Below are 26,326 nucleotides of genomic sequence, written 5' to 3'. Positions count from 1 at the left end.
ATAACAAAAACCGGAAAGAAGATATCTTCTTTCCGGCATAATTTATTATGGAGCTGAATAGTATTGTACAAGTCCTTGATAGATCGCTTCAGCGTAAATTTCAGCGTATTGAGAACTTGACAGTTTTTTAAAGTCCTCTGAATTCGTAATGAAACCTAATTCAATCAGGACAGATGCAACGTTATTATTTCTAATGACATAAAAACGTTGGTCGCGTACGCCACGGTCTGCCATGTTTGCTTGTTTGACAATATTGTTTTGAATCTTTTGCGCCAATGCTTTACTTTCCGCTGCGTTAGGGTTCAAAGATGAATCATAATACACTTCTGTTCCTTTAGCGGAAGTTGAACTTGCTGAGTTCACATGGATTGATACGAACGCTTCCACATAGTTCTTTTTTGCAAACTCTGTGCGTTGTTCCAATGTTAAGTACGAATCATTGGAACGAGTCATGAGAACTTTTGCACCGGCGTTTTTCAGTTTCTGTTCTAATCGTTTGGATATATCAAGAACGATCGCTTTTTCTGTCACGCCGCTTTTCGAAGTACCAGGATCTTTACCGCCATGACCGGCATCGAGTACGATGATACGGTCTTTTAACGGATTGCCTGATTGATTGATTAGTTTTATATAGTTTTTGTGAATATAGCCTGTGCCGGCATTCGTTTTAATCGTTGCCCAGTTGCCGTTCAATGCGAGCACGTCCACTTGTTGGCCTAACTTCAATTTGTCAATGATTTCTGATGTAGCATTTGCTTGTTTACGTACATTCAAAGACGAAGCGGTAACTTTCCCAATAAGCTTTGAATTGTTTGAAGGAGGCTCTACCTCTGTCGGAGGAGTTGGCTCTTCAGGCTCATTAGGCTCTTCTGTCGCTACATCGTCACCAGGATTTACACTAACTTCAACAGTGTAATCACTATGGATATAGCCGTTCTTGCCATCTAATAGGATTAACAGCCAATCACCAGCTTGTCCGATAACTTCAACAATATCACCATCATTTAACTTGCCGACAATGTCTCCGGTAACTGCAGGGTGAGATCTGACATTCAGATTGACACCGCCCGTTTTTACTTTTGCATAATAAGCATGGGATGTTTGTTCAGGCAATTTAACAGGTAATTTATACTTATCGTTCAATGCTCTTGCAACAAAAAGCGCGAATTGAGATCTTGTCAAATAGTTATTCGGCAAAAATTTCCCTTCATCGCCTTGTGTAACGCCACCATAGTACAAGCCATTAATTTGCTCAGCATATGGACTGTTTTTCATGTCTGTTAACATTAGAGGACGATCAACAGTGATTTTTTCGGATAAATTAAAGGCGACAGAAAGCGCGTAACCCATCTCTGCACGTTTAATTTTTTCATTCGGCTTGAAACTGCCATCTGCGTTTTTCTTAAAGAATCCTAATTCAACAGCACGGCTTGCATATTCGTATTGCTCAGTGTTAGGTTTCAAATCTTTAAATTGTACAGCTGGTGTCGGAATTTTGTCTTTTTTTGTGGCAATGACAAGCATTTTTGCCGCTTGGGCTCTTGTCAAATTATCGCCAGGATTAAACTTTTCGACTTTGTTCACAATACCAAGATCTGCTATGTAATGGACTTGTTCATAGTATTCCTTGTCGGGTGATATGTCCGAGAACTGGAATTTTGCCGATGAATGTACCGGGGCGATGGAAACGAGTGCGAAAATCAACAATGCAACGGTTGCCCATTTAACTGGTTTCATGTTGTCCTCCCTATATTTTACTTTTGATGTAGATTTAGTTTATCAGTAATACGCATGTAAATCTATAGGAAACTTGATAGATTCATAGCGAAAAATATAAAAAAACAGGATGTCCACTCCGCGCGGATCACCCTGTTTGCAATTATTGATTGAGACGATCAATAATCTTTTGGAATTGCTTATCAGTCAATTTATCGTTAAGTCCGAACGAGCCATCTTCGTAGCCGCTTGCTACATGATTGTAGGCAAGGATGTCGATGTATTCAGTTGCCCAATGATCAGATGGTACGTCGGTATAAGATGTCTTTGCAGAACCTTCCAATCCGAAAGCTTCTACGATTATTTTCGCTAACTGTGCGCGAGTCAAAGAGTCTTCTGGATTAAACTTTCCATCGTTACCTGAGAAAACGCCCGCATTTGCTACTGCCATTATTGCATTATAATTCGGATGCTCTTTGGAAACGTCCGAGAAAGTAATTGTAGTTTCAGTTGTCTCAAGACCTAATTCTTTAACAAGTGTTTCAGCGATTTCAGCACGTGTTACATATTTTGGTTCAACTTCAGATGCTGTTGTCGGCTCATAAGCAACTACTTTTTCGTGGTTGAATTTTGCAACTCGACGAGCACCTAAATAGCGTTTGCCCCAATAAGCAGGGTCATTGATTGATGAGATCGTGACACCTTTGCTTGTCGATGAATGAATGAATCGGTTTGAACCGATATAAATACCAACGTGTGACACACCATTTCCGGAAGTGTTAAAGAAAACGAGGTCACCAGTTTTTAGATCGCCTTTTTTAACAGATGTTCCCATTGCATACTGTTGACCAGTCGATCTTGGGATGGATATCCCTTCTTTTTTAAAGATGAACTGTGTATATCCAGAGCAGTCGAATCCGGATGTGGTTGATCCTCCATAGGAATAAGGAGTTCCTATATAATTCTTTGCTGTGCTAACGAGCGAAGTCGGTGAATTCGCTGAGGCCATGTCTGGTACAGTTGTTGAAATCAAAAGGCAAGCAAATAAAACGATGAACAGTCTTTTCATTATGGTTCCCAAATTCCCCTTTCGCACGTTTATAGTGGGCGTGCTTTTATCTGAGAACATAGTATCATAGCTAAACCTTCAATTCGGTTACAGTTAGATTACAATAACATTACAAGAGTCATATATTGCTATAAACGCTTTCATAACAACGTTCAACTTAAGATAAATATTAAAGGTTTGACACTTACCTTATGTAAATCTCCTATTATTCCTTCGTTTTCTCCAAAAATCTATGGAATATTACCTATTTCATCCGCTACTTTTTTCACAAAACTGTAACATGGAAGATATATTTTATAAACGCACTTTATATATTACGATTCAACAATAATGAGAACCGAATGCAACATAATTTATGGTATAATCGTTCAATGTGTAAAGTAAGGAAAAGAGATAGGATGATTCCCTTGTGCAAAATAGCTGTTTTCAGTAATATGTATCCTTCAAAAGAACATCCGACATACGGTATTTTTGTTAAAAATCAAGTAGAACTTTTAAAAAAACACGATGTAGATGTCGATGTTATAGCAATTGACGATCCGAAAAAAGGGAAGGTCGCTGCGATAAAAAAGTATTTGTCATGGTTTTTACGATCTATGCTATATGTCATGAAAAATAAAAAGAAACTTTCATTAACTCATTCTCATTACGCGTTTCCTACCGGTTATCTTTCGCTGTTGGCCAAAAAGTGGTTTGGCATTCCGTATATTGTGACGGTGCATGGAGGAGACCTTGATAAAATGGCAGCGAAAAATGCGCGCATTGCGAAAATGACGAAGAACATTTTGCAACAAGCCCATACGGTTATAACGGTCGGGGAGAAATTACGGGAAGACGTCATTCACCGCTTTGGAGTAGCCCCTGAAAAAGTGGAGCTAATGAGCATGGGAGTAGATACTTCTGTATTCGCACCAATGCCCAAGCAAGCAGTCCGCCGTTCATTATCGATACCTGTAAAAGAGAAAAGTATCTTATACATTGGAAATATGATTGAAGCGAAGGGGATATTGGATTTAATTGAAGCATTCGACATTGTTAGTAAAGAAGAACCCGAAGCTGTTCTCTATTTGATTGGTTCTTCGAAAGATGCAGGATTCATGGAGAAATTTAATCGACATTCTTTACGTCGACCGGATAAAACGATCCATATGGAACCTAAACCACAGCAAGAACTAGCGGAGTGGATGGTGGCGGCGGATGTTTTCGTTTTGCCATCCCATCATGAAGGGTTCGGGCTTGTAGCGCTGGAAGCGATGTCGGTCGGTACACCTGTCGTTGCTACGAATGTGGGAGGGCTATCTTCATTGCTTCGTGACGGAGCTGGAGTTTTAGTGGAACCGCACAATCCTTCTTCATTGGCGGAAGGATTGCTAACGGCATTGCGGACAGCTGACAGTTCGCCAAATGAAGCCGCTGAGCACCGTGTAAAAAGCAATTCCTATGATGTTATTGCGGAACGGTTGATTGCGCTATACGATGCAGCGGCGAAAGGGCAGGACAAATCGTATGAATAAATTTATTAAAATTATTGGCGCAGTAGCAGTCATTAATATTGTTGCCCGCCTGTTCGGCTTTTTGCGTGAAGTTGTTATCGGTAGACAATATGGGACGAGCATTGCTGCCGATGCGATCGCAACGGCATACACGATTCCGAACTTCATTTATCTTGTTGTAGGCGGAGGGCTGACGACTGCTTTTATTTCGGTTTACCATTCAACCTCTTCCGAAAAAGGGCTGTATGTCCGAAAAATTTTCACTACGGTGTTACTTGCCGCATCAATCATTACAGTGCTTTCTGTTATATTTGCAGGTCCGTTGTTAAAACTGACGTTTCCTGGGTTAAAGCCCGACCAATTTGCAATGACGTACGAACTGTTTCTTTGGATGATGCCCTCAACCGTTATCCTTGTCCTATCAACATGGATGAGCGGTTTGTTGAATGTGAACGACCGCTTTCATTTATCAAGCCTTGCCATCTTAGTTTATAATGCTGCGTTTGTCGTGATCGGTGTATTGTTAACTCCTTGGTATGGACCGGCTTCTTATGGGATTGGCGCTTTATTGTCCGCTATTTTCATGGGTGTTTTTCTATATGGGGGCATTAAACGTGGTACTACATTCTCTTTAAAACCTTCTTTTGGAAAGTCCGATGATGTAAAGCGGGTATGGTCGATCGCTTTGCCTATCCTATTAGGTGGAGCATCTATGCAGTTTTACGCAATTATCCATAGAATTGCGGCGGCAGGCTTGTCTGAAGGTGCCATTTCCGCAGTCAACTATGCATCCAAATTAAGTAATTTCCCTCAAGCAATTATGATGACAGCTGTGACGACAGTCATTTACCCTTTGTTGAGCAAGAAGGAAGGCGAAGGGGACAATGAAACGATTAAAAAGCTGTATAAAAAAGGGATGCTATATCTTGTTGCTTTAATAGGCCCCGCAACGGCAGTTGCCTATTTCTTTGCGGATCCGATTATCCGGCTCATTTTTGGATTCGGCAGTAGCAAGTTCGGTGAAGAATCTATCCAGTTAACTGTTCCGATCTTCCAAGTATTTGCGCTGTCCATGTTCTTTTTAGCGGCAACTACGTACGTTACCCGTTTTTATTATGCAAAAGGAAATTCCGTGCTTCCGGTCATTTTTAGCTTGATTAGTGTATTGGGCATCAATATCGCAATCATCTACTTGTTTGTTGACTCGATGGGGGCAACAGCAATCGCGTACGGAACGTTCATCAGTTCAGCTTTCAACTTGCTCATGCTTGTCATTTACGCACGAGTGAAGTGGAAGTTATAGTTGTTATTGATTTAAGTTCACAGAATGTTTCTAAGTTGTCTTAAAAAGCATGCTTATGAAGTGGGCTAAATGCGAGGAATAAAGTGCTTTGATATCATTATTGGGCATTGATAGTAAGGATATGGAACTTTTTACAGTTTCAATTCGCGCTGACTACATGACTCGTGTAGGCATGCGGGCTCCAATATAGTATCGAATGTTTGTCAACAAGCTGAAGCCGGGTTGCCCGGCTTTTTTTATTGGCTTATTTCAGCTATCCTTTATTTACAGACGAATGAAATGAATGGAGTGAGACAATTGTCAGTGAAAAAGCAAATCGAGGAATGGTTCGAACATTTTCATACATATCCAGAAGTAAGCTATAAAGAATATGAAACGACTAAGAAGATATCGCAATTATTGCAAGGGATGGAGGTTGCCCATCACACATTCGATGATGTAACTGGTGTCATTGCCGAGATAGGTGAAGGAGATCGCATATTAGCGGTTCGAGCGGATATGGATGCACTTTGGCAAGAGGTAGATGGTGTGTTCCGGGCAAATCATTCTTGTGGGCATGATGCGAACATGTCAATGGTATTAGGCGCTTTATCTTATTTATTGGACAAACCTTTGGGCAGCCGCATACGCTTCATTTTCCAACCGGCTGAAGAGAAAGGAAACGGAGCGCTTGCTATGATTGAGCGTGGAGCGGTAGACGGAGTATCACATCTGTTTGGCATTCATTTACGGCCTCAAGAAGAAATTCCGTTTGGCAAAGTATCTCCAGCTATTCACCACGGAGCGGCTATTTTCTTAGAAGGCAGAGTAATTGGAGTCGATGCCCACGGTGCAAGACCGCATCAAGGTAAGAATGCACTTGATCCAATTTTCGCGATCTCACAATTCGTTAAATCGTTGCATTTTTCTCCGTACGAAGCATATTCTGCTAAATTGACGAAAGTGATGGCTGGTAGTGACAATGTAAATATTATACCGGGAACAGCGACATTTGCGATGGATATTCGTGCACAATCAAACATCGTTTTGGAATCATTAAGAGAGCAGATTGAAAAAGGCATACAAACAATCAGGGAGCTTCACGGTGTAGAAATAACATTTGAGTGGACAGATTATACACCTGCAGCAGAAGTTTCAGAAGAGGCTGCTAATATAGCAGAGAAAGCCATCATTGCCACAGTAGGTAAAGAAGCACTATCTTCAGCGATTATTACATCGGGCAGCGATGATTTTCATTTTTATACGATAAAACGTCCGCATTTGAAGGCTACAATGCTTGGAATTGGAGCAGACCTAAGCCCTGGCTTGCATCATCCGCATATGGCATTTAATCGTGAAGCATTATACATCGGAGCGAAAGTGCTTGCTGAAACTTTGCAAAAAGCATCGTTTTTAGACTAAAAGCAGAGAAATTTAAATCCTGTTCGAAATGGACGGGGTTTTTTTATTGCCATTTTACATATCGTTTTCACTCGATCTTCCTACGATTCAATGATCCAATAAAAAAAAAGAGCATGGAAACATGATAACGTAAGGCGATCTACAATTTATTTTAAACAGCTCAAAAGCGATTCAATCCAAAGGTTAGTGCTGAAAAGAAGTATCAGAATAGAGTAAATATTGTTGATTAAAAATCATAAACTATTATAATAATTATAAGATTCCGTTTTTCGCGGCGTGCGAACCTCTTCAGAGAAACTCTTGCTCACAGTTTTGTAAGCGCTTACGAGAAAGGGACAGATGAAAAAGGGGGATAAAAATGCAGAAGAAAAACGTAAGAATTCTCATGTTTGTTTTGGTCGGCCTGCTGCTTATGTTGTCGGCATGTGGTGGGGGAGGCAAAAAAAATATTGCAATTGGACCGCCTGCAAGTGAGACGAATAATTTATCAAAGGTAATTTTGGCTGCTTATGGCATTGAGGATTCTGATTACAAAGCATTTCAAGAAGGATTTGGAGATGCTGCGGATGGTGTTCAGGATGGCAATATCGATATTTCAATCGGTATCCTTGGGTTGCCTGCAGCGAGTATCGAAAGCTTGCAAGCATCCGCTGGCGATGTCAAAATGATTAGCTTATCGGATGAAGCAATTAAGAAAATTGAAGATGAATCAGGTTACAAGCATTTTACTATACCAAAGGATTCTTATGACTTTTTGACAGAAGATATTCAGACGGTGACCGCTTATGCAATTATGATGGCCAATACGGATACGATCGATGAGGATTTGGGATATGAACTTGCAAAATACATGATTGAAAAAGCGAGTGAAAATACACATTCACAAGCGAAGCAAATGATATTGGAAAATGCACTAAATGGTGCGGAAGGGCTGCCTATCCATCCAGGTGCGAAGAAGTATTATGAAGAACAAGGGTTAACGGTTGCGAATGAAGTTGCGGAAGTCAGTGCAACAAAGGAAAACAGAAAATCTGAACTAACATTGGGAACTGGAAGCCAAGGCGGAACTTACTATCCATTGGGCGGGGAAATTGCGAATTTATGGAATAAGTATATTGATGATATTAATGTATCAAATATGGAAACCGGGGCGTCAGTGGAAAACCTTTCATCCATTTCAAAGGGAGAAATGGATATTGGCATGACAGTGCATGTGCCGGCATTGAATGCAGTCGCGGGAAAGGCGGATTTTGAAGGGAACCCAGTTCAAAATGCTGCGTTTATCGGACACGTTTATCCGGAAGTCGTCCAAATCGTAACTCGTGAAAAGACAAAAATTAATAGCTTTGATGACTTGAAATAATAGATCGTGAAGCAGAAGGAGGCGGATGATGAAAGAGCAAAAGGCGATCGATGCACAACAAATCTTAGAAAAGTATGATAAAGAAAACCATTTTCGTATACAAATTGGCAGATGGGCGTATGTCGTTACATTTCTTGCTGTAGCCCTTACTGTCTTTCATCTCTACACTGGGGCTACAAGTGTTTTGCCTTCCCAACAGCAAGGGGCGATCCATCTTGGCACAGCGTTAGGCATTATCTTCCTTCTTTATCCTGCTAAAAAAGCTTGGAGGAAGACGCAGAAAAAAGTGCCTTGGTATGATGTCCTTCTTGCTTTTACAGCGATGTATGTGTCGTACCATAAAATCTTTTTTTTCGATTCGATTCTTCAAAGCAGAGTTTCTGGCTACAGCACTTTAGATATAATCATTTCACTAGTAGGGATATTGCTTGTATTGGAGGCGACGAGAAGGACAGTCGGTGTTCCGATCGTTATCGTGGCAAGTATCGCAATTTTATACGCGATATTCGGGAATTTGGTCCCGACAAAAATTTTATCGCATGAAGGATTTTCTTTCGATCGTACAGCAACGACTTTATGGTATCGGGAAAGCGGGGTCTTTGGAAAGCCGGTACAAATTTCCGCAAAATTTATCTTTCTGTTTTTGTTTTTTGGTGTATTATTAGTCAACACACCGATCGGAAAGTTTTTTAATAACTTGGCATTTTCATTGACTGGGCGCTATACAGGCGGAACTGCGAAAGCAGCGGTTGTAGCGAGCGCTTTGCAAGGGACTGTTTCAGGAAGTTCGGTCGGGAATACAGTTGCTACTGGAAGTTTTACAATTCCAATGATGAAAAGAGCCGGCTTCAAGCCGGAATTTGCGGCAGCAACCGAAGCCTCCGCTTCGACAGGGGGGCAAATTATGCCTCCGATGATGGGAGCCGCTGCGTTTATTATGATGGAATATTTAGGTGTCAGCTATGCTGCAATTATGTTAGCGGCAGTCGTACCGGCGATTTTATATTTCACTGGGATTTTCATTGGAACACATTTTGAGGCAAAACGACTGCGGATCTTAGGTTTGCCAAAATCAGAGTTGCCGATCTTTAAAAAGATTTTTGTTAGAGACGGGTATATGATTATCCCGTTGTTAGTAATCATCGCAACAATTATGTCGGGATTTACTCCGCAAAGAGCTGCTTTATTCGGTATTTTGTCAGCTTTTCTTATTTGGTGCTTTAATGCGCTGGTTCGTAAAGAATCCGAGTTCAATATACGAAAAATCATCTATGTATTGGAACAAGGCGGAAGAGTTGCATTACCTGTAATTTCAGCTGTTGCGACTGCCGGCATTATTGCGGGTGTCGTCAGTATGACCGGTTTAGGCGGTAAATTTGCTTCAGGCATTATTGCTTTGTCGAGTGGGCATTTGATCTTAGCGTTATTTTTCACAATGGTAGCTTGTATCATCTTAGGGATGGGATTGCCGACAACCGCAAACTATGTTGTAACAGCAACTATTGCTGCGCCTGCTCTTATAAATGAATTTGGCATTGCGCCTATGGCTGCACATATGTTTGTTTTCTATTTTGGAATCGTGGCAGATATTACGCCACCAGTTTGTTTGGCAGCCTATGCTGGAGCAGGAATTGCCAAAGCAAATCCATTCAAAACCGGAATGACCGCAGTGAAATTGGCGATTGCCGCTTTTATTATTCCGTATGTTTTCATTTACAATCCTATACTTGTTTTTGTCGATGCAACGCCAGTAAAGCTTCTTCTCAGCATCCTTACAGCGTTTATCGGTATGATCGGTGTAAGCAGCGCTGTCATCGGCTATTTTATAAGAAATTCAAGATTGTGGGAGAGGATTGTCTTATTTGGTGCGGGAATATTGCTTATCGTTCCAGAATTGCTTTCGAGCACGATCGGCATATTGCTCATCGTCATCATATGGGCTATCCAAAGAAGCAGACCAGAAGAAAATCAATCGATGAAAGAAGTCGTAGCAGGATAGATTATAGGTTTGACAAAGAAACTGGCGAAGAACAGTATGTATTTCTTCGCCGGTTTTTAATTTCGGAAAAACGGTTCAGGCTGAGTTATTTTAAAGGACAATTCCTATGGAGTAAAATAGTTATACAATTAAAGCATTCTTTATTACATAAAAAAGTTTTCTTTTCCGATGCGATCGTATAACCCACTTTTTTTAAACATAGAAATTTTCTCTTTTGGTAACTTCTTTATAATGAGAAGCCTCTTTTGCTTTGTAATTTCATCCAACAATGAAGAAAGTGCTGCTTCTCCCGTTGCATCTATTACCGATACATGCTGAAAATCCAATATTACTTTTTTGGTAGTTGTTGATAAAATTTCAGGAATATGATCTTCGAAAATCTTTGCTGTCCCGAAAAACAGAGGTCCTTCTACGATAAACTTAGAAACGGAATCACCGAATTTATGGGCTTCCACCGTAGATGTTTTTTGAGAGGTAATCGTAAGTTTTCCACTCATTTTCTTCAAGAAGGACAATGCGGCTAATAATATGCCAACTTGAACTGCAACAGTTACGTTTACAAAAATCGTTAATAAGAAAGTTGTAAGCAATACAATAGAGTCCCCTGAACGAAGAGACAAAATATGGACAAATGTTTTTCGCGCACTCATATTCCATGCAACAAACATTAGAATAGGGGCCATTGCAGCTAGTGGGATATAGGAAGCAAATGGCGATAATAGCAATAGGAAAAGCAATACGAAAATGCTTTGAATCATTCCTGATACTGGACTTGCAGCTCCGGAGCGAATATTTGTAGCCGTCCTGGCAATTGCACCAGTAGCAGGAATGCCTCCGAATAGAGGGGTAACAATATTTGCTATTCCTTGACCGAATAATTCTCGCTTTGAATTATGCTTCGGGCCATCTTTCATGCTGTCGGCGACAACTGCGGAAAGTAAAGATTCAATTGCACCCAAAGCAGCGATAATAAGTGCGGGCTGCCATAATGTCAGTAATTTTGACATCGTAATTTGCGGCAATTGAAAGTCAGGCAGCGAACGAGGTATGCCGCCAAATGTCGAGCCGATGGTTTCCACTTTCCCGGGGTACAATAACACTGAAAGAATAGTAGGGACTAAGAGTGTCACTAACAACAATGGAATGCGTGGCGCAATTTTTGGCAATAAAAAAATGAGTATAAGCCCGATTCCAGCAGTCAAAATGCTATATAAGTTAACTGTGTGGAAGTTTTTGGCTACATCTATCATGTTTTCATGGAAGAATTGTTTATTCTGCAGTCCCGAAAGACCAAAAAAGTTACCAAGCTGACCTGTGAAAATAATGACGGCAATCCCTGCTGTAAATCCAATCGTAACCGATTTAGGAACGAAATGAATAAGATTGCTGATCCCTATGAAACTCATAATGATTAGGAAAATCCCTGCTAAAAACCCTGCTATCAATAAATCTTCATAGCCGTACTGCAAAACAATTGCCAATAGGATCGGGATGAAAGCACCTGTCGGCCCAGCAATTTGAAATCGTGAACCTCCGAATAATGCCACTAAAAACCCCGCAATTATTGTCGTGTACAAGCCATACTCGGGTTTGACGCCCGATGCAATTGCAAAAGCCATCCCAAGAGGAATGGCCACAATACCGACCGTAATCCCGGCAAGCAAATCCTGACGAAACGTAGCGGCATTATAATGAAAGAAACGAGGATCTTTTATCAACGTAGATCACTTCCTTATATTTTTCTGAAAACGACATACTATACGATAGTATAAGCAACAATTGGGGTTACAGCAAGGTACCCCATTATGTACAAAGGCAACTTCGTTGAATTTTTGCGACAAAAGAAGTATTATTTAGACGTTAAAATAAATAAGATTGGAGCGAGTTCCATGAATCGATTTAAAGATAAAGTAGTGTTCATTACAGGTGGAGCTTCTGGCATGGGAGAGAAAATGGTACATCTTTTCACAGCTGAAGGAGCTCAAGTCGTAGCAGCGGACATAAATGAAGATGCGTTGAATGAAAAATGGGGCTCATATGAAAATGTCATCCCTGTTAAATTGAATGTAACTTCAGATGAAGAATGGGCAGCTGCAATGAAAACAGCGGTCGAGAAGCTTGGTAAAGTAGATGTGTTAGTGAACAATGCAGGAATCTCTACTGAAAAATCAATGGATGCAATTACGATAGAGGATTGGCGCAAACTGTCCGACATCAATGGGTTCGGTACTTTCTTAGGAATGAAGCACGCTGTTTCGTATATGAAAGAGGCGAAAAAAGGTGCCATCGTTAACATTTCTTCTTACACAGCGATGATTGGCATGGGGGTCAATCCATATTCCGCATCTAAAGGGTCTGTTCGTGCAATTTCAAGAGCCGCTGCAGCCGATTTTGGCCAATATGGAGTTCGTGTAAATACTGTATTCCCAGGGGTTGTTGAAACGCCGATGACTAAATCCCTTGAAGATTCGAAGGAAGTTGTACAAGCGCTTATCCGCATGACGCCATTGCAACGCCTCGGCCAGCCTGAAGATATCGCAAATGCAGTCCTGTTCCTTGCATCGGACGAAGCTTCCTACATTACAGGCGCAGAACTTGTCATCGATGGCGGCTATTCCGCAAGATAAATCAGTTGGCATGCCGGTCAGTTTTTACTGAGCGGCTTTTTTTACATTAAAGATGAGACTCGTTTGATAAACGCATAAATTGTTTTTAACACGCATAAATACATCGCAAGCCCGCTTAAACTCCTATGAAAACGCATAGTGACGGATTGAAACGCATAAATCGGTATAGGTACTCATAATGATTATGTAGAAACGCATAAATCGGTATAGGCACTCATAATGATTATGTAGAAACGTATAAATCGGTATAGGTACTCATAATGATTATGTAGAAACGCATAAATCGGTATAGGCACTCATAATGATTACGTAGAAACGTATAAATCGGTATAGGTACTCATAATGATTTGTAGAAACGCATAAATCGGTATTGGTACTCATAACGATTATGTAGAAACGCATAAATCGGTATAGGCACTCATAATGATTATGTAGAAACGCATAAATCGGTATAGGCACTCATAATGATTATGTAGAAACGCATAAATCGGTATAGGTACTCATAATGATTTGTAGAAACGCATAAATCGGTGTAGGTACTCATAATGATTATGTAGAAACGCATAAATCGGTATAGGTACTCATAATGATTATGTAGAAACGCATAAAATCAGGTAAGAGCGCATAATTGTGAGATAATACACAAAAAGCTCTTCCTTCTCTATAAAAGTCGTGACCAACGCGCAAAACACCTCGCAGAAATACATATAAATTCCAATGAATTCGTATCTAAGAGATGGAACACGACTCTTGAAAGCAGAAAATCATTAAAGAACATGCAAAAAAACTATATCGAAATTCGTTACTATTTCAATTTGGAGAACTTAGGATTTAATAATTAGTTGAGAGTATAAGGAAATAAGACTGTTTGTCGATTGATTGAGCTTTAGTCTCGATTTATGTTTAGTTTCTCGGCTAATATGCGTGTTTGCTGGGACTAATGCGTTTGCAAAGCGACTAATGCGTTCCTTACGGCATTTATGAGTTTTTGTATCGCTTTATGCGTTTCTATCGTCGTTTATGCGTTTGCGAAGCGCTTTATGCGTTTCTTACGGCATTTATGAGTTTTCGTATTGCTTTATGCGGTTCTATCATCGTTTATGCGTTTGCGAAGCGTTTTATGCGATTCTTACGGCATTTATGAGTTTTCGTATTGCTTTATGCGGTTCTATCATCGTTTATGCGTTTGCAAAGCGACTAATGCGTTCCTTACGGCATTTCTGAGTTTTCATATCGCTTTATGCGTTTCTTTCGTTGTTTCTGAGTTTGCGTAGCGCTTTATGCGTTTCTATTGGCGTTTCTGAGCTTTTGTATCGCTTTATGTGTTCCTTTCGTCATTTATGCGTTTGCGAAGCGCATTATGCGTTCCTTTCGTCGTTTATGCGTTTGCAAAGCGTTTTATGCGTTTCTTACGTCGTTTATGCGTTCGCGAAGCGCATTATGCGTTTCTTTTGGCGTTTCTGAGTTTTCGTATTGCTTTATGTGTTCCTTTCGTCATTTCTGAGTTTGCGCAGCGACAAATGCGTTCTTGTCAGCTTATATGCATTTGCGTAACGATTATGCATTCCTGTCAGCATGTACGCGTTTTGCACAGCAACTTATGCGTTCCTGCAGCTCAAAAGTTTCGATGTTGCAATACGTGGATCTCTTCCTCACTAAGCACAATGCCTTCGTATCCTAAATCTTGCATGAGGCGGGTTATATACGGCTGTTCAACTTTTGCCTTTTGCAAGACTTCTTTTTGTGCGAATGCTTTACGTGTCGGTCCTTCATACAATATTTCGCCATCGCTCATAATAATTGTCTGTTCAAATGCATTTGCGACGAAATCCATATCATGCAATATGCAGATGACGAGTTTGCCCTGTTGATATAAAGAATGGATGATTTCTTTTATTTTCATTTTGCCTGCATAGTCTTGCCCCATTGTAGGTTCGTCGAAAAGGACGATTTTTGTATCCATAGCAAGGACGGATGCCAAGGCGATCATTTTTCGATCGGCAAGACTGAGGTCATATGGATTCGATTCTGCTTTATTAAATAGGCCGACGAGTTCAAGCATTTCTTTCGCTTTTTCATATGCCTTTTCCTTCGGCATTCCGATATTTAATGGGCCAAACATGACCTCGTCAATTACTTTATTTTTAAATATTTGGTCGTTTGGATTTTGGAAGATGAGTCCGATGCTGCTTGCCAACTTCGCTGCTGATGTTGTGGACGTGTCAACTCCGTCAATATGAATGGTGCCAGCGTCTGGTCTTAATAATGCTTTCAATAATTTGACGAAAGTTGTTTTTCCTGCACCGTTTTGACCGATGATTGCAATGGGCTTTCCGCTCAATGACATATTCAATTCGGTGAAGATCTGATTTTTCTTGTCATAGCCAAATTTCAGCCCATTTATTCTAATTTCTGGGGTGAAGTCGGCACATAGATTGGATGTCTCCTGTTCGATGATTTGCACATTTTGTAGACCAACCGTTTTTATGTCTGTTGCGGAGATTGGGTAGAGTCTGGTTCGTTTATTGTGCTTGTCAAGTTTTCTTGCCACTTTTGTAAATACAGGAGGTTCAACGCCATACGCTGTAATATCGTCCCTTGAGAAAACTTGAGCTGGGGAACCGTCTTGAATTAATTTTCCTTCATGAAGTAATAAAATCCGATCGGAATAGGCAGCCAACTTTTCCATTTTCTGTTCAGCCATTAGGATTGTCATCCCTTGTGCAGTTAAACTTTCCACAACTTTAAATACTTCTTCCGCTCCATACGGATCTAATTGGGAGGTAGGTTCATCCAATAATAGAATGTCAGGCCTCATTGCAATGACACTGGCAATGGCGACACGTTGCAATTGTCCACCGGAAAGCGCAAAGGGATTTTGTTCTTTTAACGATTCGATATCCAAGAGCTTCATACTTTCTTGTATTCTTTCATGCATTTCTTTGCGAGAAACGCCGCTATTTTCGAGTCCAAACGCGATTTCATCATAGACAGTGAACTTGGCTCCTGTCATTTGTGAAAATGGATTTTCGAATACGAGTCCGACCTTTGCTGTAATGTCGCTAATGTCATGCGACAACACATCCATTCCATCGACATAAACATCACCGCCGTAGCCTCCTTTAAAAAAATGGGGGACGAGGCCGCTAATGGCATAACATAGTGTAGTTTTGCCAGCTGTGTTTTGCCCGGCAATGCCAATAAATTCACCTTTGTTAACTGTGAAGGATATGCCATCCAATGCAGCTTTTTCAACGCCCGGATATTTGTATGTAAGATTTTCAACACGCAATAAGCTCATGAACCGACCCTCCAAACGATGACAGCGAACAATGCTGATAATAATCCCGCTCTAATGATCCATCTATATTTATACGGCTCTCTTTCATATAAAGATGTCCGTTGCCCTTTTGAATTGAATCTGCGAATTTCAAGCGCAATCGAACGTTCTCTTGTTTCATTCAAAGAGTTGAGTACAACGGGCCCGATTAGTGGAATGAAGGATTTGAATCGAATCCATAGACTTCCTTCTGTTTCCAAGCCGCGCGCACGTTGCGCATCGGTAATCTTTCCAGTCAATGCAATCATTTGCGGAATGATTTGCAAAACGGATAGTAGAACATAGCCAAAACGGTGTGATAGTCCTTTCTGAACGAGCGATTCAACTAAATCATCCGGTTTTGTCGTCAAAATAACTACGCCAAACGCAGAAATCATGTTAACGACCCGCAATGTAATAAGCAAGGCGATTGAGAAGCCTTCTTTGTAAATAGGGAACGGACCGATAGCAAATAGAATCGTTGCCCGATCGGGATGAAAAAAACCTTGGACAAGAATAATCGATAAAATAAGCAGGAAACTGACGCCGATTACCGGCAAAATGTATTTGAACACTTTGCCGGCAAGCAACAATGCAACAGTAAATAAAAGTATGCAAAATACGAAGAGGCGGTCAGCTGTTAAATATGTGATTAATATGGAAATGAAAGCAAATAAAAGCTTCGTCAAAGGATCGATTCTATGGATGAATGACTCCTTTTCTACGTACAGTGTCATTTGATTCATCACGTAGCCTCCCTGCTTCGCAAAGTTTTCGATAGCAATTTACAGCCGTTCGATTTCTTGATGATTGTCATACATGTTTTTCACGTTTTTCGGAAGTCCTTTAAAGACTAAGAAGCTAATGAGAACGGTCAACATTTTGTCAGGGACATCTACGACGATGCTGTCAGCAAAAGAAGCGAACCATAGAGGCATGTCTTTGGATAACATTGTCGCGAAAAGAGCATCTCCCCAAATATTTCCCGTCGTACCTTCCCAAAACATCATATTAAGCGGTGTTGAAATCGTGGCGGCAATCAATCCTACGATAAAGCCTAAGACGAGTGCTTTGCCGATATTCGAAATCCAACCTTTATACGCCATGATTCCGGCAACAAGGCCGATAACCGCGGATGTAATTGCATAGACGAAAGAGATAGGGCTTGTTGTAAAGCCGTATATGACATTATTTACAACTCCGACAATTGCTCCGATAATTGGACCTGCAAGCATGCTGGACAGGACAGTTCCAATTGAGTCAATCCAAAGCGGCAACTTCAGCAACTCTGCAAACAGCTTACCGATAAAGTTAATGCCGATGGCGGCCGGTATCAAAACTAAGGCAGCTGTTGAGAACCGCAATGACCACATACTGTTCTTTTTCATTTTATTGCTCCTTTTTCTCATATTTATCGAAAGGGGTTCCCCCTTAACGACCATCAAGATAAGTGTAAAGACACATGACTATACTAATCTATTTTTGTGAAATAAGGAAGCTTTTCTTTAAAATTATATGTAGTACTATATATACGGCGAATTGCTCTATAACATTCTGCATACAAAAGAGGGGCTATCCAGAAAGTTTTCACTAACTTTCTGGATAGCCCCATCATAATTATTTATAAGTTTGCAATTGGTTGAAGCGTTTGTACCCGACAAATTTATCTTTCCAATATACTGCATCTAATGCAGCTATTTCCACCTTCTTTGTTCCAGCGTGGATGAATTGTCCTTCGCCTAAATAAATGCCTGCATGGGAAATCCCACTGCGGTATGTATTTTCGAAGAAGACAAGATCTCCAGGAACTGGCTCGTCCACTGTAAACGAGTTTGTATACATGCCGATTGTATCAAGTCTTGGTAGATCGAGTCCGGCGTTTATAAATACATAATAAATAAAGCCACTGCAATCAAATCCTTCGGGTGTCACTCCAGCCCACAAGTAAGGGGTATCGATGAGAGGAAGGGATATTTCCGCTGCAGATTGTAGAACTTTTTCTGCAGATGTAGACAAACTGACCGGATTGTCCGGTTTTGTAACAGGTTTGAATGAGTTAGTTGAAGAAGTCTGTTTTTGCACTGAAACGCTCTGGTGGATGTTCTGCTTGTCCGAATTATTTATTGTTTGTTTAGATGACTGTGGCGGTTTAGTTGAAGCATTCTTATCGACAATTAACTTCTGGTCGATTTTGATGTCATCCGTTTTCAGGCCATTGAGTTCTTTTAGCTCATCTACAGTCAACTTATGTTGGGAAGCGATTTTCCAAAGCGTGTCGTTCTGTTTCACCACGTACTCACTAGCTGCTTTTGCGGTTCCAGTTGCAATGAATGTGGCGAGTGCCGCTGTAGCCATGACTGAAAAAACCTTCTTTTTCACGCCAAATCCCCTCTCTTTGACAATTCTCTATGAATCTATTTTACTGTCTATTAAACTTCAATACAAGACAAATTACGTGCTTTTGCTTTGATGTTCAGAAAAATTCGACATGAGTAGATAAACGATTTTCATATTAATTAATAGAAGTAGTGGAAAAGAGAAGAAGTGGAAGGTCTTTATTAAAAAATGTAAGTCAGGCGGAACTAATTCCATCCTGACTTACCGTCATTAAAATTGATATTGTTTCAACAAACTTTCCAATTTTAAAGCTAGGCCAATATTTCCTTTTACCTTTAATTTGCCCATCATAAAAGCACCAGTTGAATTCAATTTTCCTGCAAGCAATTTTTTAAAGTCTTTGACGCTCATCGTCAATGCACAATCAGCATCCGCTATTTCACCGGATAAGGTTTCGGCTTTGCCATCTTTGAATATTAATCCGAATGAACCTCCGTCATCACCTGATAAATTCAAGGAATAAGTTGTGTTCATTCCTTGAATTGGTCCCGGGTTCCCATTTAAAGTGGTATCGATCAATGTCCAAATTTCCGCTATGCTCATATTATCTAAATTCATTAATAGACCTCCTACTCTATGAGTGATTACTCATTCATTTTATCATAGATAATGATAATTCTATAGTATAAATCATTTTAAAACTTACAATTTTTAGTAACATATATAGGCGGAAAATCATATTTAATTATTTCGCAAATTTTGAAAGAAAATGGCCATGTGCTAAAAGAATTATGATAAAATGAGTACAATACTTCAAATTACATAGAAAATTGTCGATGATAAATTAAGGAAGGAAAACTTTCTTTCGGGAAGGCGGTGTCGTCCGGTGAGGCAGAGCAAAGAAAACAAATTGCTAATGAATGAAATGAAGCAAATGCAGGAATTCGTATTTTCTCATGCAAAGCAGTTGAATATTACAAGAGAGTCTATTCTATCTGTAATTGAGGAATTATGCATCCGCATTAGCAAAGTTATGAAATGTGATCGTGTTGGGATTTGGCTTTTCAATGAAGATCGTACTAACTTAACGGCACAAAATATTTATTGCAAGAATACATCTGACTACACTGCTGGCCAAGTACTAACAGTAAATGAAGCACCATCCTATTTCGCTGCCGTTCAATCAACTAGAATTTTGGAAATCGGCGCTATAAATGAAGACTTTTCTACGAAAGAATTATTAGAACACCCTTTATATGAAAACGGCAAATATAACTCTTTATTAGATGCATCCATTATTTTAAGCAAGGGAATTGGAGGAGTGATTTGCTGTGAAACGATTGAAAAGCGGGAATGGAGCGCATTTGACGGTGTCCTATTAGCATCTATAGCGGATATGCTTTCATTCATTTTTGATAGGGTCGAACGTCTTGAAGTAGAGGCGCATATGCATACATTGGCTTATCGTGATCCGTTAACAGGGCTCGATAATCAATACGCTTTTACAGAAAAAGTAAATGAACAGCTAAAGCGTATGAATGAGGGGAAGCGCGGGATTTTCATGTACCTCATTTTGGACCAATATTCAGAAGTACAAGGTGTATTGGGACATGAAGGCGCCGATCAAATGTTGAAAATTACCGCAGAACGTTTGAAAAAAATATTTCCGTTGCCAGCGCATACTGCAAGATTGGCATTTGATCATTTCATTATCTTTTTTGAAATGGATGGAGAATTTTGGGAAAATAAAAAGATGATGGATTTCATTGCAAATGAGCTTCGTCATCCGATGTATATTTGCGGCCAGGAAGTATATATGACTTTCAGTTACGGCATTTCAATTTATCCCGATCATGCTTTGAATGTAAAATATGGAATTCAATCCGCTAAAATGGCTTTGCAATCGGCGCAAAAAACCTCCAATAGAAAGAGTCGAGGCATTTACGAACCGGATATGCATACGTATTTAAAAGAAACGATGCTTTCTGAAATGAATTTGCGGAGAGGACTTGATTTTAATGAGTTCAAATTGTTTTACCAGCCGCAAGTAAACTGCAGAACAGGGGAAGTGACAGGTTTTGAAGCACTTATCCGTTGGCAGCATCCAGAGCGCGGCCTCATTTTACCAGGAGATTTTATTGACCTTGCAGAATCGACAGGGCTCATTACTCCAATGGGAGAATGGGTTATTCAAGAAGCGGTTGCCCAGTTGAAAAAGTGGGATACACCTCCTTATGATAAACTTACCATTTCAGTTAACGTTACACCGCGTCATTTTCTTCACCATAATTTTCCGTTTTATTTACATCAGTGCATGATTGATTCAGGCATTAGTCCAGAGAGACTTGTGCTGGAAATAACAGAAAATGTTGCATTGGAAGATCAGAAAGCAGTGACAAGCCGTATTAATTTATTGACTGAAATGGGCTACGCTGTTTCGATCGATGATTTTGGAAAAGGGTATTCTGCCTTCATATATTTGCAGCATTTCCCGATTCAGCAAATAAAAATTGACCGCCAATTTATAAATGGGCTTGGAAAAGACACAAAGAGCATTGGCATCGTGCAAACAATTATCCATTTGGCAGAGCTATTAGGTTTGCAAACGATCGGAGAAGGGGTCGAAACGAAAGAGCAGTGGGATATTTTAAAGCAGTTAGGATGTACAGAACTGCAAGGTTTTTATTTTAGTAAGCCTGTTCCTATCGAGGAAATCAATCGTCAGTTCTTAAATCATCATCAAATAGGCAAGTTGTTTTTGCCAGTACAAATGGAAACAACTACAATTAAATAAATCATTATATGGGAAAGCTGTAGACAAAGTTCGTTATGTCTACAGCTTTTTATAAGAAGGTATTCAAATGCCTATACTTTTAACGTTTCAGGTAAGTGATGAAGTAACATGGCGAAAATCAAAAGCATTATCCACTAAAAGTATAAAATGAAGCAGTCAGAGAAGTGTGAAATGTTTTCTCTGACTGCTCTTCATTGTTATCGTTCATTTTTGATAGTAGTGCTTGCCATTCCCGCTACTTTCAACAGGTTGGGTAAGTGTGACGCTCTCGAACTCCGTATGCCCTTTGCGAAAATATATGAGACGACCGATTCCCCTTTGTTTTATTAGGAGGCGGTGACTCCGGCAAGGGGAAAAAGCGCGAATGATGAGAGACCACTTAAAAAAAAAAGGAAAAGGCTGTCCAGAAAATTCGTATCTACTGACTTTCTGGACAGCGCTTTTTATGATCTTTTTATCTACCGATTGGCCAATCGAATGGCAATGAGCCAGGCGGTGAGTGCTTAATAATATCAAACACTGGAATCGTATAGGCAAACAAAATGAGCGCTATTGTAATGCCGATCCATAAATACCAGTTTTCCAAGATTTTTGGAGTCGGGTCTGCATCGACTTCTTCTTCGGCGATTGGGAATTCTTGTACACCGCGAGGCGCGAAGAATGCAAGTTGGATGAAGATGTAAATCATAAGCAAGATACCGATGAATAAAATTGTTCCACCAACTGCTTGTGCAACTTGATAGCTGATCCAAGTTTGAACTTGTTCGCCGCCTGCGTAATTCGAAAAATTCGAACGGCGTGGCCCGCCCAATAATCCCTGGATATGCATTGCTGTAGACATAATTGTCATACCGACCGTCCAAATGATCGTCTGAATGATTCCTAACTTATTAATTTTCGGGGTTAGACGTCTGCCGGTTAAATGAGGCACGAGCCAATAAGCGATCCCAAAATACGTTAGTAGTACGGTTGTTGCGACTGTCAAATGAAAGTGGCCCGTAACCCATATGGTATTATGGATAAGCGTATTCATTTGGTGAGAGGCGTTAACAATACCGCCTGCTCCTCCTGGGATAAATGCGATCATGCCGATGAAAGGCGCAAGGAAACGGACATCTTTCCAAGGTAAATGCTTAAACCATCCGAAAAGCCCTTTATGACCTTTTCTGCGACCTGTCGTTTCAAATGTTGCAAAGATCGAGAATGCGGTCATTAATGTTGGAATGACAACCATGAATGTTAATACAACTTGAATGAATTTCCACGTCGGATCAATCCCTGGCTCCGTCAATTGGTGATGAAAGCCAACCGGAATCGAAAACATCAGCAGTAGGATGAAAGATAATCTTGCCAGTGAGTCACTGAACAGTTTGCCGCCGATAATTTTCGGAATGATTGCATACCATGCCATATAAGCAGGCAATAGCCAGAAATAAACTAATGGGTGACCGAAATACCAAAACAATGTACGGCTTAACAAGACGTTGATCGTAGCCGCATAGCCCAGTGACCACGGGATGAATTGAATCAACACAGATGTTGCGACTCCTAAAGAGGCAATGAACCACATCGCCATATTGATGACGACCATGAATGCAAGCAAAGGAGATTTTTCGCCCTTATGCGCCTTTTTCCATAAATAGAGCTGACGGAAATTCGTAAATACTGCAATCCAGCTTCCGATAATAACGAGAGCAAGCCCGATGTAAAAAGCAGGATGTGCTCGTAAAGGTGCATAAAATGTATACAAAACGTTCGCCTGACCGACTAAAATTGTGACCGCAGCTATAATTGTACCGATGAGCATCGTCCAGAAAGAAAGCCAGCCTGCTTTGCGCTGCTTATCTGTAATGCCTACCGTTTTTCCCATTAAAGCAAATTGAAACCCAATAATGAAGAAAGTTGTCAATACGAGCCCTAAAATAACGCCATGGACTGTTAGAATGGTATAATAGTTAATTCCGAAAGGCAATTGGAACTTGCCAGAACGGGAGAGAACTTGCAATAGACCCATTAACCCCCCAACTAAAAGGGAAGCGAATGTTACATACATGAATGACATATAAAGACGTGATTCTTTTTTAGTAAAGCTAAATGCATTCTTCAATCTTCATACACCTCCACAGTAGCGAACATCTGATGATGGCCGATTCCGCAATATTCATTGCAGACAACAGTAAATTCGCCTGCATTTTTCATGACTGTTTCCAGACGGCTGACATGCCCAGGCTCAACCATCATATTTACGTTTGTGCCTGCAACTTGGAAGCCATGAATGACGTCCTTAGTTGTGATTTGGAATAAAACAGTAGAACCTTTTGGTACGCGGATCTTCTTAACGGACTTGCCGTCTTCGTCGACGCCGAAGTCATAGTTAAAAGCGGACGCGACGATATTGACCGTATATTTTCCATCCGCGACTTCACGAAGGCCTAAGTTTTCAGGCTTAAAGGATTCATGTGCTTCAACGTTCTGTGGATCGATTGTTTCAATATGGCTTTGAGGATGCGTTCCTTTCCAAAATGCAGCAAATCCAATAATGAGTAAGAAAAGTGCAAGAGATCCCATTCCGAATATGAGCCAAATTTTTTCATACTTATGCAAATGCATCGGTTTTCCTCCTAACGAATGTCATGTTCATCTTGATAAAAACAGGGCGTACGATCCGAACCATAACAACAAGATAAAAACGCCTAACAGCATGACTGAGATAAAAGTACCTTTTAGATTAATATCCGGATCATGTGAGGGTTTCTGTGTCGAGTTCTTTTTTGCCATCTTTTCACACCTCCATAAGTAATTAAGAAATTGTTTTGATACTTTTATCTTAATCACACAGTGAAATAAGAGAATTAGGGAAATCCCTATAGATTAGCAGTTCACTAGTAATTTCACAGTTTGTTCAAGAGGTTTTCAAAATATCGACATAGTTATTTGGTAGGAGTGATGAGTACGTTTAAAACCGGAAAGGGAAGGGAAAGGAGAAAGGGCTGTGTCATAGCAGCTGAACAGTACTAGTCTCAGTCCTTCAATTTGGAACTATATTTCAAAAAAATACCATTAAGATGAAGCCAACAAATTTATTGACATACTGTTTATGGAAAATTAAATTGGTATTAACAAATCTTTTAAAGAAAGTCGGTTGAAAAGAATGGAAAATTATAAATTGATTACTGTAAATACACCCGAAGAGGGCGCAAAATATGTTTATAATATGATTAAAGAGGAGCTTGAACAAAATAGACTTCATGTAATTGGCTTAGCTACAGGAAGTACAATGATTCCTGTCTATAAAGAGCTAACCGAATCAGATCTTGATTTTTCTGGCGTTACGACGTTCAATTTAGACGAATATGTCGGTTTGTCTGCTTCAAATCCGAATAGCTATGCATATTTTATGAAAGAGCATCTATTCAGCAAAAAACCGTTCAAGGAAACAAATATACCTAACGGTACGGCGGAAGATTTAGAGGCAGAATGTGCACGATATGAAGATGCTTTGCAAGCAAGCAAATTAGATATCCAGCTTTTAGGCGTAGGAGAAAACGGCCATATCGCATTCAATGAACCGGGCACTCCTGCTGATTCTGTTACGCATGTCGCTTCATTGACAGATTCAACATTAGGCGTTAACAGCCAATACTTTGAAAATGACGAAAAAATTCCTGAAACGGCATTGACGATGGGCATCGCATCGATTATGAGCGCCAAAAAATTAATTTTGCTCGCATTCGGGGAAAAGAAACGCCCTGCCATTGAAAAATTGCTTGAAGGAAAAGTTGATTCTGAATGGACAATCACATATATACTGAATCACCCTGATGTGACAGTCATTACAGATCTTACGGACCTTAAAGCTTAATGGTACATTCTTCAAAATTTATAAATCAGCAGACACTAATTTCACAAATTGCAGTATTTTGGCTGATTGGAAAGTCATAGTCGACTTCCAATCGGCTTTTTTTGTGTGAAAAGGGGATAAAGAGAGCATTTACGCTGAAATGAGACAAAATGTAACCCGAATGTTACACAACTGTAATATAAGTTTGTCATATTGCATGGTAAGGTAGTTGCAGATGGTTTTTCAGATAAATAATACTTTTTGGGGGAAAACATGAGAATCATAGGACGCATGCAAAAGTCTTTTGCATTTTTTGCAATGACACTAATATTACTCTTTATTCCTTTTGTAGGACAAGCTGAAGCATCATCAAAATCAGCTGCAATCTCGGAAACTGCCACAAGCTTAACAGGCATTAAATATGTCTATGGCGGAACGACAAAAGCAGGTTTCGACTGCTCTGGATACGTGAACTACGTCTTTAACGAACATGGTATCCAATTAGCGCGCACATCTTCAGGAATGTACGCGTCAGGCACAGCTGTAAATAAAGAAGACCTTGCAGTTGGAGATCTTGTATTCTTCAACACAACAGGAAAAGGCGTGTCACACGTCGGCATCTATATTGGAAATGGCGAATTCGCCCATGCATCCACGTCAAAAGGTGTCCGTGTCGATAAACTAAACGATCCATACTACTGGGGCCAACGCTATATCGGCGCCAAGCGAATTAGTGGCGTACATTCATAAGCGTTTAAATAAATCAACCAACCGAAACAGATTCCCATTGTGGAATCTGTTTTTAATTTGGTAAAGAGAGGCTTTTAGCATGTTGCTTCTACGTTATGACGGGATAGGCTTGTGTTATTGTGTATTCTTTACATGGTGAACTTCCACATCAATTGCGCATGTAACTGCCCATATTCCATAACTCATTCCGTGCTTTACAGAAAAAAGGGGCTGTCCAATAAGTCCCTAAAATAGAACAGGTGGCGAAAAACGAATCGTTTTTCGCCACCTGTTCTTGTATTTTTCTCATTCAATACTGAAAGTAGCTCGCGGAT

20 protein-coding genes are annotated in these 26,326 nt (G+C 40.2%); 9 read left to right on the top strand and 11 right to left on the bottom strand.

Translation table 11 applies throughout. The features are described 5' to 3' along the window. Positions 1–45: 45 nt before the first annotated feature. Positions 46–1,737: an N-acetylmuramoyl-L-alanine amidase gene (locus tag WFH04_RS01835; protein WP_336822348.1), complete on the bottom strand. Its 1,692-nt coding sequence runs from the start codon at positions 1,735–1,737 to the stop codon at positions 46–48. Positions 1,738–1,879: 142 nt separating this feature from the next. Further along, positions 1,880–2,785: a C40 family peptidase gene (locus WFH04_RS01830; protein WP_336822347.1), complete on the bottom strand. Its 906-nt coding sequence runs from the start codon at positions 2,783–2,785 to the stop codon at positions 1,880–1,882. 407 nt (positions 2,786–3,192) lie between these two features. Here WFH04_RS01830 and WFH04_RS01825 point away from each other — a divergent pair, with 407 nt between their 5' ends. From WFH04_RS01825 to WFH04_RS01805, 5 genes are all read left to right on the top strand, one after another. After that, entirely contained in the window at positions 3,193–4,299 is a 1,107-nt protein-coding gene (locus WFH04_RS01825) for a glycosyltransferase (protein WP_336822346.1), read from the top strand. Continuing rightward, complete coding sequence (gene murJ / locus WFH04_RS01820; RefSeq protein WP_336822345.1) at positions 4,292–5,581, top strand: murein biosynthesis integral membrane protein MurJ; 1,290 nt, start codon at positions 4,292–4,294, stop codon at positions 5,579–5,581. Before WFH04_RS01825 ends, murJ begins: the two co-directional genes overlap by 8 nt. Before the next feature lie 297 nt (positions 5,582–5,878). After that, positions 5,879–6,982, top strand: a complete 1,104-nt coding sequence (locus WFH04_RS01815; protein ID WP_336822344.1) for an amidohydrolase — start codon at positions 5,879–5,881, stop codon at positions 6,980–6,982. A gap of 358 nt (positions 6,983–7,340) precedes the next feature. Continuing rightward, on the top strand, positions 7,341–8,345 hold the full coding sequence (locus WFH04_RS01810) for a TAXI family TRAP transporter solute-binding subunit (RefSeq protein ID WP_336822343.1): 1,005 nt from the start codon (positions 7,341–7,343) through the stop codon (positions 8,343–8,345). 28 nt (positions 8,346–8,373) lie between these two features. Next, complete coding sequence (locus WFH04_RS01805) at positions 8,374–10,344, top strand: TRAP transporter permease (protein WP_336822342.1); 1,971 nt, start codon at positions 8,374–8,376, stop codon at positions 10,342–10,344. A gap of 143 nt (positions 10,345–10,487) precedes the next feature. Here the strand turns inward: WFH04_RS01805 and WFH04_RS01800 are convergent, their stop codons facing one another. Then, positions 10,488–12,062 carry a SulP family inorganic anion transporter gene (locus tag WFH04_RS01800; protein WP_336822341.1) on the bottom strand — a complete coding sequence of 525 codons (1,575 nt, stop codon included), beginning with the start codon at positions 12,060–12,062 and terminating at the stop codon, positions 10,488–10,490. Between the two features lie 171 nt (positions 12,063–12,233). Here WFH04_RS01800 and WFH04_RS01795 point away from each other — a divergent pair, with 171 nt between their 5' ends. Continuing rightward, the gene (locus WFH04_RS01795) at positions 12,234–12,971 is read left to right on the top strand and encodes an SDR family NAD(P)-dependent oxidoreductase (protein ID WP_336822340.1); all 738 of its coding nucleotides are present in this window, start codon (positions 12,234–12,236) and stop codon (positions 12,969–12,971) included. Positions 12,972–14,586: 1,615 nt separating this feature from the next. Here WFH04_RS01795 and WFH04_RS01790 read toward each other — a convergent pair. The 5 genes from WFH04_RS01790 to WFH04_RS01770 all read right to left on the bottom strand — a co-directional run bounded on the left by WFH04_RS01790 (position 14,587) and on the right by WFH04_RS01770 (position 19,245). Beyond that, complete coding sequence (locus WFH04_RS01790) at positions 14,587–16,272, bottom strand: ABC transporter ATP-binding protein (RefSeq protein ID WP_336822339.1); 1,686 nt, start codon at positions 16,270–16,272, stop codon at positions 14,587–14,589. After that, positions 16,269–17,036, bottom strand: coding sequence for an energy-coupling factor transporter transmembrane component T family protein (locus tag WFH04_RS01785; protein WP_336822338.1), 768 nt, complete (start codon positions 17,034–17,036; stop codon positions 16,269–16,271). Before WFH04_RS01785 ends, WFH04_RS01790 begins: the two co-directional genes overlap by 4 nt. A 39-nt stretch (positions 17,037–17,075) precedes the next feature. Then, on the bottom strand, positions 17,076–17,678 hold the full coding sequence (locus tag WFH04_RS01780; protein ID WP_336822337.1) for an ECF transporter S component: 603 nt from the start codon (positions 17,676–17,678) through the stop codon (positions 17,076–17,078). 229 nt (positions 17,679–17,907) lie between these two features. After that, positions 17,908–18,669 (bottom strand): C40 family peptidase, encoded by a 762-nt coding sequence (locus WFH04_RS01775; RefSeq protein WP_336822336.1) that lies wholly within the window; start codon positions 18,667–18,669, stop codon positions 17,908–17,910. Positions 18,670–18,897: 228 nt separating this feature from the next. Beyond that, positions 18,898–19,245 carry an SCP2 sterol-binding domain-containing protein gene (locus tag WFH04_RS01770; protein WP_336822335.1) on the bottom strand — a complete coding sequence of 116 codons (348 nt, stop codon included), beginning with the start codon at positions 19,243–19,245 and terminating at the stop codon, positions 18,898–18,900. Positions 19,246–19,513: 268 nt separating this feature from the next. On the opposite strand from WFH04_RS01770, the gene WFH04_RS01765 reads away from it, so the two are divergent. Continuing rightward, positions 19,514–21,421 (top strand): sensor domain-containing phosphodiesterase, encoded by a 1,908-nt coding sequence (locus WFH04_RS01765; protein ID WP_336822334.1) that lies wholly within the window; start codon positions 19,514–19,516, stop codon positions 21,419–21,421. Positions 21,422–21,875: 454 nt separating this feature from the next. Here the strand turns inward: WFH04_RS01765 and WFH04_RS01760 are convergent, their stop codons facing one another. The 3 genes from WFH04_RS01760 to WFH04_RS01750 are packed head-to-tail and all read right to left on the bottom strand — an operon-like array spanning position 21,876 to position 24,199. Continuing rightward, positions 21,876–23,483 (bottom strand): b(o/a)3-type cytochrome-c oxidase subunit 1, encoded by a 1,608-nt coding sequence (locus tag WFH04_RS01760; protein WP_336822440.1) that lies wholly within the window; start codon positions 23,481–23,483, stop codon positions 21,876–21,878. Positions 23,484–23,524: 41 nt separating this feature from the next. Next, a complete protein-coding gene (locus tag WFH04_RS01755; RefSeq protein WP_336822333.1) occupies positions 23,525–24,031 on the bottom strand; it encodes a cytochrome c oxidase subunit II in 507 nt (168 codons plus the stop codon). A gap of 27 nt (positions 24,032–24,058) precedes the next feature. Next, positions 24,059–24,199 (bottom strand): cytochrome c oxidase subunit 2A, encoded by a 141-nt coding sequence (locus tag WFH04_RS01750; RefSeq protein ID WP_336822332.1) that lies wholly within the window; start codon positions 24,197–24,199, stop codon positions 24,059–24,061. A gap of 373 nt (positions 24,200–24,572) precedes the next feature. Here WFH04_RS01750 and WFH04_RS01745 point away from each other — a divergent pair, with 373 nt between their 5' ends. Together WFH04_RS01745 and WFH04_RS01740 are read left to right on the top strand one after the other, a co-directional pair. Then, the gene (locus tag WFH04_RS01745; protein ID WP_336822331.1) at positions 24,573–25,283 is read left to right on the top strand and encodes a glucosamine-6-phosphate deaminase; all 711 of its coding nucleotides are present in this window, start codon (positions 24,573–24,575) and stop codon (positions 25,281–25,283) included. 252 nt (positions 25,284–25,535) lie between these two features. Then, positions 25,536–26,012: a C40 family peptidase gene (locus tag WFH04_RS01740; RefSeq protein ID WP_336822330.1), complete on the top strand. Its 477-nt coding sequence runs from the start codon at positions 25,536–25,538 to the stop codon at positions 26,010–26,012. The last annotated feature ends 314 nt before the right edge of the window (positions 26,013–26,326 follow it).

The sequence above is a fragment of the Sporosarcina sp. USHLN248 genome (assembly GCF_037144575.1).
Classification (GTDB): Bacteria; Bacillota; Bacilli; order Bacillales_A; family Planococcaceae; genus Sporosarcina; species Sporosarcina contaminans.
The sequence above is the reverse complement of the archived record's forward strand: the minus strand, read 5'-3'. Positions and strand labels throughout refer to the sequence as shown.